The sequence below is a fragment of the Tropicibacter oceani genome (genome assembly GCF_029958925.1).
Lineage (GTDB): Bacteria > Pseudomonadota > Alphaproteobacteria > Rhodobacterales > Rhodobacteraceae > Pacificoceanicola > Pacificoceanicola oceani.
Window position 1 is genome coordinate 844,653 of record NZ_CP124616.1, and the last position, 15,810, is coordinate 860,462.

Below are 15,810 nucleotides of genomic sequence, written 5' to 3' on the forward strand. Positions count from 1 at the left end.
AAATGGAAAAGTTCGAAAAACTCACCGGGATCGCGGCCCCCATGCCGCTGGTCAACATCGACACCGACATGATCATCCCCAAGGTCTTTCTCAAGACCATCAAGCGGTCGGGTCTGGGTGTGAACCTGTTCGACGAAATGCGCTATGACCGCCAGGGCAACGAGATCCCCGATTTCGTGCTGAACCAGCCCCAGTACCGCGATGCGGAAATCCTGGTGGCCGGCGACAACTTTGGCTGCGGTTCGTCGCGTGAACATGCGCCCTGGGCGCTGAAGGATTTCGGGATCAAGTCGGTCATCTCGACCAGCTTTGCCGACATCTTCTTCAACAACTGCTTCAAGAACGGCATCCTGCCGATCGTCCTGCCGCAAGAGGCCGTCGATGTCCTGATGAAGGACGCCGAAAAGGGATCGAACGCGCGCATGACCGTCGATCTGGAAAACCAGGTCGTGACCACCTCGGACGGTGAGGAATTCGCCTTTGAGGTCGATTCGTTCAAGAAGCATTGCCTGATGAACGGGCTGGACGATATCGGCCTGTCTTTGGAAAAGGTCGCCGCGATCGACGCCTTTGAAGAAAAGGCCGCACAGGCCCGTCCCTGGGTCTGATCCCCGGCCAATCCTGACTGAAATGCCGCTGCGCCGTCCGGACACCCGGGCGGCGTTTCCCGTCAAAGGTTAAGAAATTGTTCTGCGCCCAAGGTGCCCGAATTGTGGCACGTTTCAAATGCATCCCAATATATAGTTAAATTACATAGGCTTGCCACAGTCTTGCCGCTGGATTGATGCATTCCCGCACCACTGAAACCCCGAAATCGTCCAAAATATGTAGATCATGGTTCGCGCATGTTGTCGTGTGGCCTGAAAAGGGGCAAAACTTGGGCAAGAATGAGGCAAGCCGCCACAATCGGCGGTCATATCAGTCAGGAACAAGGGGGCGGCATCGCATCGACCCCGTCCGAACTGAAGGGGCAGGTCAGTGATCAAACGAATGGTCAGTGCGGGCGCACGGGCGTTTCTTGTGGCATTGGTGATTTCAATGCCAGCAATGATGTTGCCGGGTGTGACAGCAGACGCCGTCCAGATGGTGGCGCTTTTGTCGCTTGTCGCGGCGACCCTGACCTTTGTCGAATACGTTTCGGATTACCCCTCCCTCATCGAATTCCGCGATGCGGCGCCTTACAACCGGATGCGCTTCCTGGCGCTGTTCGTGACCATTCTGCTGATCTGTCTGATCATCCGGGGCCAAGTCTATCATACGCCGATCAGCGGTTTGCTGACGGTGATCGGCGGGCAGATCGGCGCCGCCATGGATTTCCCGTTTTCTCCGGTGCGGCTGATGGTGTTGCTTGCGCCCGAGGGTACGTCGCTGGACCGGCTTGAACTGCTGCGGACCACCGCCGGTCTGGCCTATCTGATTTCGCTGGTGACACTGTTGTTCTTTGTCGTCTTCGTGCGGCTTCTGAACTGGCCCATCCGGCATGGCGCGTTCAATTTCTGGGTCAACCTGCCGCTGTTCGACCCCACGGCCGGGGGCGATATCCTGAGCCGCCTCAAGCGCGACAGCCACGTTAACGTTGCCTTAGGGTTTCTGCTGCCATTCATTATCCCGGCGGTTTTGCAGGCCGCTTCGGCCTATGCCTACAAACTGTCACTGGCCGACCCGCAAACATTGATCTGGACGATGAGCGCATGGGCCTTTCTGCCGGCAAGCCTGATCATGCGCGGCGTTGCCTTGATGCGCATCGCCGACCTGATCGAGGAAAAGCGCCGCCGCGCCTATGCGCAGGCGGATTTGCACGCGGCTGCCTGAGCCTTCTGTTCCTGCTGATTGCCTGCGCGGCCCCGGCTGATCCGATCCGCGTGGCCAGCTATGCCGGAGAGTTCAGCCGCAAGGGCCCGGGCCTGTTGCTGCGCGACCTTCTCAGGGATGACCCCGTGCCGGGGATCGAAACCATCGCAAACGCCGCGCCGGAAATCCTGCTGTTGACCGATTTCGACTATGACGCCGGGCACGCCGCCTTGCAGGCCTTTCAAGACAGGATCGCGGCGCGGGGGCTGGATCTGCCGTACCGTTTTGCGCTGCGTCCCAATACCGGCATGACCACCGGGCTGGATCTGGACGGCGACGGGCGCAAGGGCGGGCCAAGGGATGCGCAGGGCTTTGGCTATTTCGCGGGGCAGGGCGGGCAGGCGATCCTGTCGCGCTGGCCGCTGACGCTGGACGTCGATCTTTCGACGCTGTTGTGGCGCGACGTGCCGGACAGCCTGATGGCCAAGGCCGATCCGGGGCCAGAGTTGCAACGCCTGTCGACCAGCGCCCATTGGTCGGTTTTTGTCCAGACGCCGCAGGGCGCTGTCCGCGTGATGACCATCGGCGCGACGCCTCCGGTGTTCGACGGCCCCGAGGATCGCAACGGCCGCCGCAACCGTGACGAGGTCTTGTTGTGGGTGCACCATCTGGACGGCCGATTGGGCGAAAGACCCGGGGGGCCGGCGATCCTGCTGGGCAATCTCAACCTTGATCCGCAGCGCGGCGATGGGCTGCGCGAGGCGGCGGCGCGCGTTCTGGCACATCCGGAGCTACAAGACCCGCTGCCGGACCGTCCGACGGTTCAATGGGACGGCCCAGGCGAGATGCGCGTGACCTATGTCCTTCCGACGCGCGACTGGCAGGTGCTGGGCGCCGGTATCACGCCGCCTGAACAGGACGCGGGGCCGCATCGCCTTGTGTGGGTTGATCTGGCGTTTCCCCGCTGATCACCGGGGCAATGGCGCAGGACAAGGCGCGGGCTTCCGGCGTCGGCTTGAACCCGGGCAGCAGTTTGTCAAAACCCTCGCGCGCCATGCGGTGCGGTTTGTTCCAAAGATAGCGCATTTCCAGCAGGTGCCGCGCCAAGGGCCAGAACGGGACGGCAATCCGCAGCGGCATCCAGGCCATCTTTCGGGCGCGGATGGGGCGCCCCAGCGCCTGCCCGCACAGCGCGGCGAGTTCCTGACCGGTCAGCGTATAGCCGGGAAAGGCGATATCGGCAAAGCGCGGCAGCGCGGCGCGCATTTCCGCCAGTTGCACGGCAGCGCGGGCCATGTCGGGCAGAAAGGCCCAGGCGTGCGGGCGGTCCAGCGCCCCCGGATAGCTCAGCCTGCCACGTTTAAGCGGGGGTGCCATGATCCTGTCGAACCAGTTGCCCGAGGTCTCGGTGTCCAGAAAATCTCCGGCGCGCAGCAGGATCGTGGGGATGTCGGCGTCGCGATAGCTTTGCTCCATCTCGATCCGCAGCCGCCCCATCGGGTTGTTTGCCAGTTGCGGCGTTTCGGGGCCAAAGACCTGCGGCGCGTCCTTGCCAAAGACATAGACATTGCCGGGCAGGATCACCGTCGCCCCCGATGCCCTGGCCGCCGCGATGACCTGTGCGGTCAACTGCGGCAGCTGGCTTTGCCAGTCCGGATAGGCGGGGTTCCAGCCGTTGACGATCACGTCCATGCCGCGCGCGGCCTGCATCAGGTCATCGCTGGCGCGGTCAAACAGGGTCACCCGCCAGCCGGCATTCCAGAACGCCTCGGCCGCGTTGCGTCCAAAACGTCCCTTGGCCCCCAAAATCAAAACTGTTCCCGTCATGTCCGGCTCCTTCGTCCGTAGGTGCCTTCAGGGTGCGCCATTCAGATCGCTTGTGGAATTGCCAGAAATCGCAGGTCGTGTATTCATGTGTGAATGGACGCTATGGCAAAACTCGACTGGTCTTTGATCCAGACCTTCCTTGCGGTGGCTGACTGCGGATCGCTTTCCGAAGCGGCGCGGCAGTTGGGGATTTCCCAGCCAACCGCCGGACGCCAGATCGCCCGGATCGAAGAATGCCTCGACCTGACCCTGTTCCATCGTCAGCCGCGTGGGCTGGCGCTGACCGACAGCGGGGCAGCCTTGCTGCCCCATGCCCGGGCGATGGCCGAAAGCCTGCGGGCGCTGTCGCTGGCGGCGGCGGGGCGGTCGGAAAAGCTGACCGGGCCTGTGCGGATCACGGCCAGCGTCTTTACCGCGCATCACCATCTGCCGCCGATCCTGGCCCGGCTGCGTCAGGACGAACCCGATATCAGCATCGAACTGGTGCCATCGGACCAGTCGGAAAACCTGCTGTACCGCGAGGCGGACATCGCGGTGCGCATGTACCGGACCGAACAGTTGGATATCGTGACGCGCCACCTGGGCGAGCTTGAGATCGGCATCTTCGCGGCGCGCAGCTATCTGGACCGGGTCGGGCGCCCCAGCACCTTTCGCGAGTTCTTTGATCTGGATCTGGTCGGCTATGACCGGAACGATCTGATTCTGCGCGGAATGCGCGAAATGGGGTTCGAGGCGCAGCGCGACTGGTTCGCCACGCGCTGCGATCACCACGCGGTCTATTGGGAACTGGTTCGTTCGGGATGCGGGGCCGGCTTTGCGCAGGCCTGCATGGCCGAGCATGATCCGACGGTCGAACGCCTGTTCCCCGACCTGCCCATTCCGGGGCTGCCCGTCTGGCTGGCCGCACACGAGGCGGTGCGCACCACGCCGCGCATCCGACGCGTCTGGGACGCCCTGGCCGAAGGGTTGCGGGCGCACCTTTCTTGACCATTGCGCCCGCCTTGGGTAGGCGATGACGCAAGTTATTCCCTTTGATAAGGACTGCCCCACATGACCAACCCTTCGCTTCTTATCCTGCCCGGCGACGGCATCGGCCCCGAAGTCATGGCCGAGGTCCGCAAAGTCATCGACTGGTACGGCGCCAAGCGCGGCCTGACCTTTGACGTCAGCGAAGACCTGGTCGGCGGCTGCGCCTATGACAAGCACGGCACGCCGCTGCATGACGACACCATGGCCAAGGCGCAGGAAGTCGACGCCGTGCTGCTGGGCGCCGTGGGCGGCCCCAAGTACGACGCGCTGGATTTCAGCGTGAAACCGGAACGCGGCCTGCTGCGTCTGCGCAAGGAAATGGACCTGTTCGCAAACCTGCGCCCGGCGCAGTGCTTTGACGCGCTGGCGGATTTTTCGTCGCTGAAAAAGGACGTGGTTGCCGGTCTGGATATCATGATCGTGCGCGAACTGACCTCGGGGATCTATTTCGGCGAGCCGCGCGGCATCCACAAGGAAGGCAACGAGCGCGTCGGCATCAACACCCAGCGCTATACCGAAAGCGAAATCGCCCGGGTTGCACGCTCGGCGTTTGAGCTGGCGCGCAAGCGGGGCAACAAGGTCTGTTCGATGGAAAAGGCCAACGTCATGGAATCGGGTATTCTATGGCGCGATGTCGTGACCGAAGTGCATGACGCCGAATATCCCGACGTCGAGCTGTCGCACATGTACGCCGATGCCGGCGCCATGCAGCTGTGCCGCTGGCCCAAGCAGTTCGACGTGATCGTGACGGACAACCTGTTTGGCGACCTGCTGTCTGACGCCGCCGCGATGCTGACAGGATCGCTGGGCATGCTGCCCTCGGCCAGCCTGGGTGCGCCGATGGAAAACGGTCGCCCCAAGGCGCTGTACGAACCGGTGCACGGTTCCGCCCCGGATATCGCCGGTCAGGGCAAGGCAAACCCCATCGCCTGCGTTCTGAGCTTTGCCATGGCGCTGCGCTATTCCTTTGATCAGGGCGCCGAGGCGGACCGTCTGGAACAGGCCGTCGAAAAGGTTCTGGCCGATGGCTATCGCACCGCGGATCTGCTGGGCGAAGAGGGCAAGGAACCCGTGTCGACCAGCCAGATGGGTGATGCCATCGTGGCGGCGCTGGACGCCTCGCTCTGAGGATGGGCAGGGGGCGGGCTGACCGGGCCTGCCACCGCGACGAACGCAAAGCGCCTCGGCCTGCAAGGGTCGGGGCGTTTCCTTTACCGGGCAGGTGGCAGGCATGGCCGGCCCCAAGCGGTGAAATCGACGCCGCCCCGCGTAATTCATCTGCCCCGCGCCTTTACACCGCGATGATGGCGCTGTTTGGTTGGGGCAAGCAGTACAGGACAAATCAAAATGGGTCAGAACGCACAGGGTGCGGGCTTTGCCTTGCTCGCCTTCGCCATTTTCGCCACCCATGACGTGGTGATCAAGTTTCTGGGCGCGACCTATTCGCCGTTCCAGATCATCTTTTTCTCGACCTTGATGTCCTTTCCGCTGGTGACTTTCATGCTGATGCGGGATGCCACCCATGGCAACCTGCGCCCGGTTCATCCCTGGTGGACCGCCCTGCGGACCGGTTGCGTGGTGATCAACGGCATGTGCGCCTTTTACGCCTTTTCCGTTCTGCCGCTGGCGCAGACCTATGCGATCCTGTTTGCCTCGCCGCTTTTGATCACGCTGCTGTCGATTCCCTTGCTGGGCGAAAAGGTGGGTCTGCATCGCGGCGCTGCGGTTGTGGCGGGCCTGATCGGCGTCATGGTGGTGCTGCGGCCCGGGTCGGCCGACCTGTCCTCGGGGCATTTTGCGGCCATGGCCTCGGCGGTGTTCGGTGCGACGGCGTCGATCATCGTGCGCAAGGTCGGGCGTCAGGAACGGTCGGTGGTTTTGTTGCTGTATCCGATGGCGGCGAATTTCGTACTGGTCGGGGCATTGATGATTGCCACCTACAAACCCATGCCGATTCAGGATTTCGGCGGGGCGGGGCTGATTTCCATTATGGGGTTCATCGCCGGCTTGTTCCTGATTGGCGCCTATCGTCGCGGAGAGGCGGCCATCGTCGCGCCCATGCAATATTCCCAGATCATCTGGGCGACGATCTATGGCTATTTCATCTTTGGCGAAAGCATCGACATGCCGACGTTCGTCGGCGCGGGGATCATCATTGCCTCGGGGTTGTACATCGTGGCGCGCGAAAGCGGCAAGGGCGCGGCCTCTCAGACGCCGGTTCTGCGCACCCGTTCGCGTGGCAATGGGGCCTCTTTCCGCATCACGTCATTCATCAAGCCGGGGAAACCTGAAAACTGACCCTTGCCAAAGCCGCGCTGCTGGGCTATCCGCGCGGCACGGTCGGGCTGTAGCGCAGTCTGGTAGCGCACCTGCTTCGGGAGCAGGGGGTCGGAGGTTCGAATCCTCTCAGCCCGACCAATTCCACACCATCGCAAATCCGCGCCACGCGCCCGTCTGGTCGGTGCGTCCCGGGGCCGTCAACTGCCGCGAAAGATTCGCGCGGCGCCGATCATCTGTTCCAGCGCGGCGATCCTGTCGTTGCCCGACGACCGGGCCTGGATGCCGGCGATCAAGGCTTCGATCAGGAAATTGATGGCTAGGGTCGAATCCCAGCTCGACGGTGCTTCGACCATCGAGCGGAAACAATAGGCGGCATAGGTTTCGATGGGCGATCCCCATTGATCGGTGAACAGAACGATGTTGCCGCCCTGTTGCGTGACCAGCTTTGCCAGGCGTTCCAGCTGTTTTTCGTAGCGGCGGATGTCAAAGACCACCAGCGTCGCGTTTTCGTCCATGTCCAGCAGAGACTGCGGCCAGACGCTGGGCGAGGCATCCAGCAGCGATACGCCGGGGCGGATGATTTGCAGGTGGTTGAAAAAGTAATTGGCGTTCGACCGTGTGATGCGCCCACCCATCAGATAGATGTGCCGTTTGGGATCGGCCAAAAGGTCGGTCACCTGTTCGAATTCGTCCACATCCAACCGGTCGATCGTGGCGTTGATGTTGCGGGACATGGCGCGGGCAAACCGGCTGATGATGTGGTCACAATGGCCTGCGACATCGGTTGTTTCCAGCTTGGCCAGGGGCTGTTTGACGCGGGCGGCGACCTCGTCCCGGATGGCGTTCTGGAAATCCGAAAACCCTTCGAAGCCCAGCTTGCGGGCCAGGCGCACCACCGATGCGGTCGAAACCTCGGCGCTTTCGGCAAGGCGGGTGATGGATTGCAGCCCCGCCACCAGGGAATCGTCCAGAAGCGTCGCGGAAAGCCGCCGTTCGGCGGCGGTCAGATTGGCCTGCTGGTCCCTGAGCATGTCGCGGATCAGGGGTTTGTCGCCGGGTTTTGCCGATGCCTTGGTCATTTTGCCCCCATTGTCTGCGCGGGAAAAAGAAACGATGTTGACATGTGGTGCAGCCTTGTAGTGATCTTTACACAATGGTCGATGGGGGACAAGAAATGGATGCGCTGGACTGGCCTGCGGTCGCGGTGTTTGGCGACAACGGCGATGGCGCTGTGGTGCTGGTCTGTGAACATGCCTCGGCCTTTATTCCGCCTGCCCTGGATGGGCTGGGAATAGGCGATTCGGCGCGGTTGTCCCATGTGGCATGGGATATCGGCGCGCTGGACATGGCCCGGCGGCTTTGCGCGCGGATGCGCGCGCCCTTGGTTGCGGGGCAGGTGTCCCGGCTGGTCTATGACTGCAACAGGCCACTTGAGGCGCCCGACTGTATCCCCGCGAAAAGCGAAGTGCACGATGTCCCGGGGAATCGCGGCCTGAGCGATGCGGCGCGCCGCGCGCGGTTCGATCACATCCACACTCCGTTCCATGACACGGTGGCGCAGGTTCTGGATCGCCAGATTGCCCGGGTCGATGGCCCCGTGACGCTGATCACCCTGCACAGCTTTACCCCCGTTTATTTCGGTCAGCGCCGCGATCTTGAACTGGGGTTCCTGTTCCACAGTCGCGGCGACGTGGCCGAGGCGGCGGTTCAGATCGAAACCCGCAAAGGCGTGATGAAGGCGGCGGTCAACGCGCCCTATTCCGCGACGGACGGGGTAACCTACAGCCTTCAAAAACACGGCGATGCGCGCGGGTTGCCCTCCGTCATGGTCGAGGTTCGCAACGATCTGATCGACACCGAGGCCAAGGCCCAAGCGGTGGCCGATCATCTGGCAGACACCCTGACCCAGGCCATTGCGGCCGCAACGCAAGGGGCAAGCGCATGACGCCTCTGCGCCGCTATATCGCCGTTGTGGACCGGATCAATCGCGCCATCGGGCGGGTGACGATGTATGGCATCTTTGCCCTGATGGCGGTGCTGCTGTGGTCGTCGATTTCCAAGACTTTCTTCAACCCGTCGCTTTGGACGCTGGAAATGGCTCAGTTCCTGATGGTCGGCTACTACATCCTTGGCGGGCCCTATTCGATCCAGATGGGATCGAACGTGCGGATGGACCTGCTGTATGGCGAATGGTCGACGCGGCGCAAGGCGGCGGTCGATATCGTCACCGTGTGTTTCCTGATCTTCTACCTTGGCGTGCTGCTGTGGGGCGGGATCGACAGCACCGAATACGCCTTCAAGTACGGCGGCGAGCGCAGTCCAACGGCCTGGAGGCCCTATATCTGGCCGATCAAGGTGGTGATGTGCATCGGTATTTTCCTGATGCTGCTGCAAGCCATATCCGAGCTGTTCAAGGACATCCTGCGCCTGCGCGGCGAAGAGGTTCCCGTCAATGTCCTATGAAATGATCGCGATCTTCATGTTCGCCACGATGATGGCGATGCTGCTGACCGGTCAGCGGGTTTTCGGCGCCATTGGCTTTGTCGCGGTGATCGCGGCGCTGGCGCTTTGGGGGGACCGGGGCGGTTATGACCTGGCGTTTTCCAGCGCCATGAAGCTGATGAAGTGGTATCCACTGCTGACCCTGCCGATGTTCATCTTCATGGGCTACGTTCTGTCGGAATCCAAAATCGCCGACGATCTGTACAAGATGTTCCATGTCTGGATGGGCGGGCTGCGCGGCGGGCTTGCCATCGGGACGATTGGCCTGATGGTGCTGATTTCCGCGATGAACGGGCTAAGCGTGGCGGGCATGGCCATCGGGGCGACGATCGCCCTGCCGGAACTGCTGAAACGCAACTATGACAAACGCATGGTGACCGGGGTCATTCAGGCCGGGTCGTCGTTGGGCATTCTTGTGCCGCCCTCGGTCGTGCTGGTGCTTTACGCGATGATCGCGCGGCAACCGGTAGGCCAATTGTGGCTGGCGGGCATTGTTCCGGGGCTGATGATGGCCGCGATGTTCATCGCCTATATCGCCATCCGCTGCCGTTTGAACCCGGCCCTGGGTCCCGTCCTGCCGCCCGAGGAACGCGATATCCCGATGGCGGAAAAGCTGCGCCTGCTGCGCGCCGGGATGCTGCCCTTGGTGATTTTTGCGGCGATGATGGTGCCCTTTGTCAACGGCTGGACCAGCCTTGTCGAAAGCTCGGCCATTGGCGCGCTGACGGCCTTTGCGGCGGCGGTGCTCAAGGGGCGGATGACGAAACAGGTATTCGAAACCAGCGTTCGCATGACGCTAGGCATCACATGCATGTTCATGTGGATCATCCTTGCCGCACTGGCCTTTGGCGCGGTCTTCGACGGGCTGGGCGCGGTCAAGGCGATTGAAGCGCTGTTCACCGAAAAGCTGGGGCTGGACCCTTGGGTAATCCTGATCCTCATGCAGCTTTCGTTCATCATCATGGGGACGTTTCTGGACGACACGGCCATGCTGGTGATCGTCGCGCCGCTGTATGTGCCGCTGGTCAAGGCGCTGGGGTTTGATCTGATCTGGTACGGCGTGCTGTACACGATCACCACGCAGATCGCCTATATGACGCCGCCATTTGGCTACAACCTGTTCCTGATGCGCGCGATGGCTCCGCCGGAAATCACGCTGAAAGATATCTATGGCTCGATCCTGCCTTTCGTGCTGGTGATGGTGCTAGCGCTGAGCATGGTGATGCTGATGCCGGGGATCGCGCTGTGGCTGCCGCAATACGTTTACGGAAATTGACAACCATAAGACCCGGGAAACGGGCTTAACCTTAACCGACAAGGAGTGATTGATATGACCACCAGACGTAAGTTCCTGACCACTGCCGCCGTGGCGCCCGCCGCCGCGCTGGCCACGCCCGCGCTTGCGCAATCCACCATCAAGTGGCGGATGCAGACCTATGCCGGTGCCGCCCTGGCCGAGCATGTGATTGACCCCGCGATCAAGATGTTCAACCAGATTGCAGGCGACCGGATGCAGATCGAGCTGTTCTACGCCGATCAGCTGGTGCCCACGGGCGAGCTGTTCCAGGCGATGCAGCGCGGCACGATCGACGCCGTGCAGTCCGACGACGATTCGATGGCATCGCCGACCGAGGTCACCGTCTTTGGCGGCTATTTCCCCTTTGGGTCGCGCTACTCGCTCGACGTGCCGGTGCTGTTCAACCAGTACGGGCTGAACGAGATCTGGGACGAAGAATACTCCAAGGTCGGCGTCAAGCACATCAGCGCAGGCGCCTGGGACCCTTGCCACTTTGCCACCAAGGACCCGATCAACAGCCTTGCGGACCTGAAGGGCAAGCGTGTCTTTACCTTCCCCACCGCGGGCCGTTTCCTGGCGCAGTTCGGTGTCGTGCCGGTCACGCTGCCCTGGGAGGACATCGAGGTTGCCGTGCAAACCGGCGAACTGGACGGCATCGCATGGTCGGGCATCACCGAGGATTACACCGTCGGCTGGGCGGATGTGACCAACTACTTCCTGACCAACAACATCAGCGGCGCATGGGCCGGATCGTTCTTTGCCAATATGGACCGCTGGAACGAACTGCCCGAAGACCTGCAAACCCTGTTCCGGGTCTGCTGTGACCAGTCGCATTACTACCGTCAGTGGTGGTATTGGGGTGGCGAAGCGTCCCTGCGCGTGAACGGTGACAAGATGAAGCTGACGACGATCCCCGATGACGAATGGGCCACTGTCGAAGCGGCCGCCGTCAAGTTCTGGGACGAGATCGCCGCCGAAAGCCCGACCAAGGCGAAGGTCGTCGAGATCTTCAAGAAATACAACGCCGACATGCAAAAGGCTGGCAGGCCCTACCGCTACGGCTAAACATATCGGGCGGGCGGGGAATTTCCCCGCCTCCCCATCTTACTCAAGAGGCAGCACATGACCTTCGAAGACCTGAAAGCCCAAGTTGCGGCAGGCGAAATTGACACGGTTCTGGTCTGCATGGTGGACATGCAGGGCCGTCTGATGGGCAAACGCTTTCACGCGGGCCATTTCGTTGCCAGCGCATGGCAGGAAACCCATTGCTGCAACTACCTGCTGGCCACCGACCTGGAAATGTTGACCCCCGAAGGGTTCGAATCGACCAGCTGGGAAAAGGGCTATGGCGATTATGTCATGAAGCCGGACCTGACCACGCTGCGCCCGGTGCCCTGGCTGGACGGCACGGCTATGGTGCTGTGCGATGTGCTGGATCACCACACGCACGAACCGGTGCCGCATTCGCCGCGTGCCATGCTCAAGGCGCAGGTGGCGCGGCTGGAGGCGCTGGGTTTTGACGCCATGATGGCGACCGAGCTGGAGTTTTTCCTGTTCGAGAAAAGCCTGGACGAGATCCGCAAGGGCGGCTTTCGCGACCTGACCCCGATCAGCGGCTATAACGAGGATTACCACATCTTCCAGACCACAAAGGAAGAGCACGTGATGCGCCCGATCCGCAATCACCTGTGGAACGCCGGCATTCCCATCGAGAACACCAAGGGCGAGGCCGAGGCCGGGCAGGAAGAGCTGAACATCAAATACGCCGCTGCGCTGGACACGGCGGATTACCACACGATTTCCAAGCACGCGATCAAGGAAATCGCCTGGCAGAACGGCCATGCGGCCAGCTTTCTGGCCAAGTGGAACGAGGGCCGTGTCGGCAGTTCCAGCCATGTACATCAATCGCTGTGGAAAGACGGCAAACCGGTTTTCCTCGACGAAAACGATCCCCTGGGGATGAGCGCGTTGATGAAAAGCTATGTCGCCGGGCTGCTGAAATACGCGCCCGACTACACCTATTTCCTGGCGCCCTACATCAACAGCTACAAACGGTTCATGAAGGGCACCTTTGCGCCGACGCGGGTGATCTGGTCGGTCGACAACCGCACCGCGGGGTTCCGGCTGTGCGGTGAAGGCAGCAAGGCGATCCGGATCGAATGCCGGATTGGCGGGTCGGACCTGAACCCCTATTTGGCAATGGCCGCGATGCTGGCCGCCGGGATTGCAGGGATCGAAGAGGGGTTGGAATTGCAGCCGCCGGCCAAGGGCGATGTCTATCAGGGCGAAACCGGGCTGATCCCCGGCACCCTGGGCGATGCGCGCGCGGCGCTGCGGGGTTCGGCGCTGATGCGCGCGGCCTTTGGCGACAAGGTGGTCGAGCATTACTGCCGCGCCGCCGAGGTCGAGATCGAGGAATTCGCGCGCGTGGTGACGGATTGGGAAATTGCCCGTGGGTTCGAGCGGGCTTGACGGTTCGGGAGTGAGGGGCGCTGCCCCTCACGCTCCCCGGAGTATTTTTACCAAGAAGAAGAGCAAGGAAGAGGCATGAGCCAGAGGTTGAAGTGCATTTCACCGATCGACGGATCGGTTTTTGCCGAGCGCGACGTTTTGGGCTTTGAGGCCGCGCGGGCCAAAGTGGCCAAGATGCGCGCGGCGCAGGCGGCATGGGCGGCGCGTCCCTTGCAGGAGCGTACCGAACTGGTGATGGCCGGTGTCGCCGCCGTGGGCGCGATGAATGACGAGATCGTGCCGGAACTGGCGCGGATGATGGGCCGTCCGGTGCGCTACGGCGGCGAATTCCGCGGGTTCGAAGAGCGGGCAAGCCATATGGCCGCCATCGCGCAGGAGGGACTGGCCGATATTGCCGTGGGCGAGGACGCAACCTTCAAGCGGTATATCAAGCGGGTGCCGCATGGGCTGGTGCTGGTGGTGGCGCCCTGGAATTATCCCTACATGACGGCGATCAACACCGTTGCGCCTGCGCTGATTGCGGGGAATGTGGTTCTGTTGAAACATGCGACGCAGACCCTGTTGGTGGGCGAGAGGATGGCAAGGGCGTTTCACGAGGCAGGTGTGCCTGCCGAGGTGTTCGACAACGTCTTTCTGGATCACGACACGAGTTTTCAGCTGATCGCGAGCCGCAGCTTTGATTTCGTGAACTTCACCGGATCGGTCGGTGGCGGCCAGCAGATGGAGCGCGCGGCGGCAGGCACCTTTACCGGCGTCGCGACCGAACTGGGTGGCAAGGACCCCGGCTATGTCATGGAAGACGCTGATCTGGACGCGGCTGTCGATACATTGATCGACGGGGCGATGTTCAATTCCGGGCAGTGCTGCTGTGGGATCGAGCGGATCTATGTCCACGAAAGCCTGTTCGACGCCTTTGTCGAAAAGGCTGTGGCGGTGGTGCGCGGTTACAAGCTGGGCAATCCTTTGGAGCCGGAAACGACGCTGGGCCCCATGGCCAATGTGCGCTTTGCCAATGAGGTACGTGCGCAGATTTCCGAGGCGGTCGCCGCCGGGGCAACGGCCCATATCGAGACCTTTGCGCAGGATGACGGCGGCGCCTATCTGACGCCGCAGATCCTGACCGGGGTCAATCACGACATGCGGGTGATGCGCGACGAAAGTTTTGGGCCCGTGGTTGGCATTATGCCGGTCAAGGACGATGCCGAAGCGATTGCCCTGATGAATGACAGCGAATTCGGCCTGACCGCCAGCCTGTGGACGCAGGATTTGGAACGCGCGCAGCGCGTCGGGGATCAGTTGGAAACCGGCACGGTGTTCATGAACCGCGCGGATTACCTGGACCCGGGGCTGTGCTGGACCGGTTGCAAGAACACGGGGCGCGGCGGGGGGCTATCGGTGATTGGCTACCACAACCTGACGCGTCCGAAATCCTACCATCTCAAGAAAGTGACGAAATGAGCCCTACCGCAAACTGGTCTTACCCGACCGCGATCAAATTCGGCGCTGGCCGGATTGCCGAACTGCCCGGCGCCTGCGCGCAGGCGGGGATCACGCGGCCCCTGCTGGTCACCGACAAGGGGCTGGCCGATCTGCCGATCACCCAGCAGGCGCTGGATATTCTTGAGACAGCGGGCCTTGGCCGCGCGCTGTTTGCGCAGGTTGATCCCAACCCGAATGAAAAGAACCTTGCCGCCGGGGTTGCGGCCTATCTGGATGGCGGTCACGACGGGGTGATCGCCTTTGGCGGCGGGTCGGGGCTGGATCTGGGCAAGATGGTCGCCTTCATGGCGGGGCAGACGCGCCCGATCTGGGATTTCGAAGATATCGGCGATTGGTGGACGCGGGCGGATGCGGATGCGATTGCCCCCATCGTGGCGGTGCCGACCACCGCTGGCACCGGGTCCGAGGTGGGGCGCGCCAGCGTCATCACCAATTCCGAAACCCATGTGAAAAAGATCATCTTTCACCCCAAGGTGCTGCCCTCGGTCGTGATCTGCGATCCGGAACTGACCGTCGGGATGCCCAAGTTCATCACCGCGGGCACCGGGCTTGATGCCTTTGCCCATTGCGTCGAGGCGTTCAGCAGCCCGTTTTATCACCCGATGAGCCAGGGCATCGCGCTGGAGGGCATGCGGCTGGTGGTGGAATACCTGCCGCGCGCCTATGCGGATGGCACAGACATTGAGGCGCGCGCCCAGATGATGAGCGCGGCGGCGATGGGGGCGACGGCCTTTCAAAAAGGGCTGGGGGCGATCCACGCGCTGTCTCATCCGATTGGCGCGGTTTTCAACACCCACCACGGCACAACGAATGCCGTTTGCATGCCGGCTGTGCTAGAGTTGAACGCGCCGATGATTGCGGACCGCTTTGACCGGGCGGCCAGCTATATCGGTGTGCAGGGCGGGTTTGACGGGTTCCGCGCCTTTGTGCAGGAATTCAACGACAGCTTTGGCATTCCGCGCAAGCTGTCCGAAATGGGGGCCACCGCCGACCGGATCGACGAATTGGTGCCGATGGCGCTGGCCGATCCGTCCTGCGGTGGAAATCCGGTCGAACTGACGGCCCAGAATGTTCGGGCGCTGTTTCAGGCGGTCATCTGACTGTCGTGAAAC

The 15,810-nt window shown here is 62.2% G+C and carries 15 protein-coding genes and 1 tRNA gene; 14 read left to right on the top strand and 2 right to left on the bottom strand.

Annotated elements, in window-relative coordinates:
- Window positions 1-2: 2 nt before the first annotated feature.
- The 3 genes from leuD (at window position 3) to QF118_RS03995 (ending at window position 2,759) form a co-directional block, all read left to right on the top strand.
- Complete coding sequence (gene leuD, locus QF118_RS03985; protein WP_282301357.1) at window positions 3-608, top strand: 3-isopropylmalate dehydratase small subunit; 606 nt, start codon at window positions 3-5, stop codon at window positions 606-608.
- 382 nt (window positions 609-990) lie between these two features.
- Window positions 991-1,812 (top strand): hypothetical protein, encoded by an 822-nt coding sequence (locus QF118_RS03990; RefSeq protein WP_282302398.1) that lies wholly within the window; start codon window positions 991-993, stop codon window positions 1,810-1,812.
- A gap of 50 nt (window positions 1,813-1,862) precedes the next feature.
- Complete coding sequence (locus QF118_RS03995; RefSeq protein WP_282301358.1) at window positions 1,863-2,759, top strand: endonuclease/exonuclease/phosphatase family protein; 897 nt, start codon at window positions 1,863-1,865, stop codon at window positions 2,757-2,759.
- On the opposite strand, the gene QF118_RS04000 is transcribed toward QF118_RS03995, so the two are convergent.
- A complete protein-coding gene (locus QF118_RS04000; RefSeq protein WP_282301359.1) occupies window positions 2,692-3,618 on the bottom strand; it encodes a Rossmann-fold NAD(P)-binding domain-containing protein in 927 nt (308 codons plus the stop codon). The two genes, QF118_RS03995 and QF118_RS04000, sit on opposite strands and share 68 nt — an antisense overlap.
- 93 nt (window positions 3,619-3,711) lie before the next feature.
- Here QF118_RS04000 and QF118_RS04005 point away from each other — a divergent pair, with 93 nt between their 5' ends.
- From QF118_RS04005 to QF118_RS04020, 4 genes are all read left to right on the top strand, one after another.
- The gene (locus QF118_RS04005; protein ID WP_282301360.1) at window positions 3,712-4,605 is read left to right on the top strand and encodes a LysR family transcriptional regulator; all 894 of its coding nucleotides are present in this window, start codon (window positions 3,712-3,714) and stop codon (window positions 4,603-4,605) included.
- A gap of 63 nt (window positions 4,606-4,668) precedes the next feature.
- Window positions 4,669-5,775 carry a 3-isopropylmalate dehydrogenase gene (leuB, locus tag QF118_RS04010; protein ID WP_282301361.1) on the top strand — a complete coding sequence of 369 codons (1,107 nt, stop codon included), beginning with the start codon at window positions 4,669-4,671 and terminating at the stop codon, window positions 5,773-5,775.
- A gap of 219 nt (window positions 5,776-5,994) precedes the next feature.
- On the top strand, window positions 5,995-6,945 hold the full coding sequence (locus tag QF118_RS04015) for a DMT family transporter (protein ID WP_282301362.1): 951 nt from the start codon (window positions 5,995-5,997) through the stop codon (window positions 6,943-6,945).
- 43 nt (window positions 6,946-6,988) lie between these two features.
- Window positions 6,989-7,065 (top strand) — tRNA-Pro (locus QF118_RS04020).
- A gap of 59 nt (window positions 7,066-7,124) precedes the next feature.
- Here the strand turns inward: QF118_RS04020 and QF118_RS04025 are convergent.
- Window positions 7,125-8,006, bottom strand: coding sequence for a MurR/RpiR family transcriptional regulator (locus tag QF118_RS04025; RefSeq protein WP_282301363.1), 882 nt, complete (start codon window positions 8,004-8,006; stop codon window positions 7,125-7,127).
- A gap of 95 nt (window positions 8,007-8,101) precedes the next feature.
- Here QF118_RS04025 and QF118_RS04030 point away from each other — a divergent pair, with 95 nt between their 5' ends.
- From QF118_RS04030 to QF118_RS04060, 7 genes are all read left to right on the top strand, one after another.
- Window positions 8,102-8,872, top strand: a complete 771-nt coding sequence (locus QF118_RS04030; protein WP_282301364.1) for an N-formylglutamate amidohydrolase — start codon at window positions 8,102-8,104, stop codon at window positions 8,870-8,872.
- Entirely contained in the window at window positions 8,869-9,390 is a 522-nt protein-coding gene (locus tag QF118_RS04035; protein WP_282301365.1) for a TRAP transporter small permease subunit, read from the top strand. The genes QF118_RS04030 and QF118_RS04035 overlap by 4 nt, the downstream gene beginning before the upstream one ends.
- Window positions 9,380-10,705 (top strand): TRAP transporter large permease, encoded by a 1,326-nt coding sequence (locus QF118_RS04040; protein ID WP_282301366.1) that lies wholly within the window; start codon window positions 9,380-9,382, stop codon window positions 10,703-10,705. The genes QF118_RS04035 and QF118_RS04040 overlap by 11 nt, the downstream gene beginning before the upstream one ends.
- A gap of 54 nt (window positions 10,706-10,759) precedes the next feature.
- On the top strand, window positions 10,760-11,791 hold the full coding sequence (locus QF118_RS04045) for a TRAP transporter substrate-binding protein (RefSeq protein WP_282301367.1): 1,032 nt from the start codon (window positions 10,760-10,762) through the stop codon (window positions 11,789-11,791).
- A gap of 57 nt (window positions 11,792-11,848) precedes the next feature.
- On the top strand, window positions 11,849-13,198 hold the full coding sequence (locus tag QF118_RS04050; RefSeq protein ID WP_282301368.1) for a glutamine synthetase family protein: 1,350 nt from the start codon (window positions 11,849-11,851) through the stop codon (window positions 13,196-13,198).
- A gap of 75 nt (window positions 13,199-13,273) precedes the next feature.
- Window positions 13,274-14,656: an aldehyde dehydrogenase family protein gene (locus QF118_RS04055; protein ID WP_282301369.1), complete on the top strand. Its 1,383-nt coding sequence runs from the start codon at window positions 13,274-13,276 to the stop codon at window positions 14,654-14,656.
- Window positions 14,653-15,798 carry an iron-containing alcohol dehydrogenase gene (locus tag QF118_RS04060; RefSeq protein WP_282301370.1) on the top strand — a complete coding sequence of 382 codons (1,146 nt, stop codon included), beginning with the start codon at window positions 14,653-14,655 and terminating at the stop codon, window positions 15,796-15,798. Before QF118_RS04055 ends, QF118_RS04060 begins: the two co-directional genes overlap by 4 nt.
- Window positions 15,799-15,810: the final 12 nt, after the last annotated feature.